1 pseudogene is annotated in these 252 nt (G+C 43.3%); it reads right to left on the reverse strand.

Annotation, left to right across the window (positions count from 1 at the left end):
- Positions 1-7: 7 nt before the first annotated feature.
- A pseudogene (locus tag JWH17_RS23510) lies at positions 8-252 on the reverse strand (hypothetical protein); the annotation flags it as partial.

A 252-nucleotide genomic window follows, 5' to 3' on the forward strand; every position in this document is an offset into this window, starting at 1 on the left:
GAAGAAATCAAGCGATTGCTTGAATATAGGGAACGGCCAAGGCAGTGGATTTATCGTTCCCGGGTGAAAAAAGTAGATTAAAGAAGAATGCTTGAAACTTATGGAGGCAGTATGGTTGGAAAATATCGATATCCCAGCGTTTACCGTAGATTCTGATGATCTCTTCATCGGACAAGTCAATTTTAGTCGACATCACTGCCAGCCACTTACGGCTGTGCCTATGACGGACGAACACAATTTTTACCGCTTGCT

Source organism: Desulfogranum marinum, assembly GCF_016918565.1.
Classification (GTDB): Bacteria; Desulfobacterota; Desulfobulbia; order Desulfobulbales; family Desulfobulbaceae; genus Desulfogranum; species Desulfogranum marinum.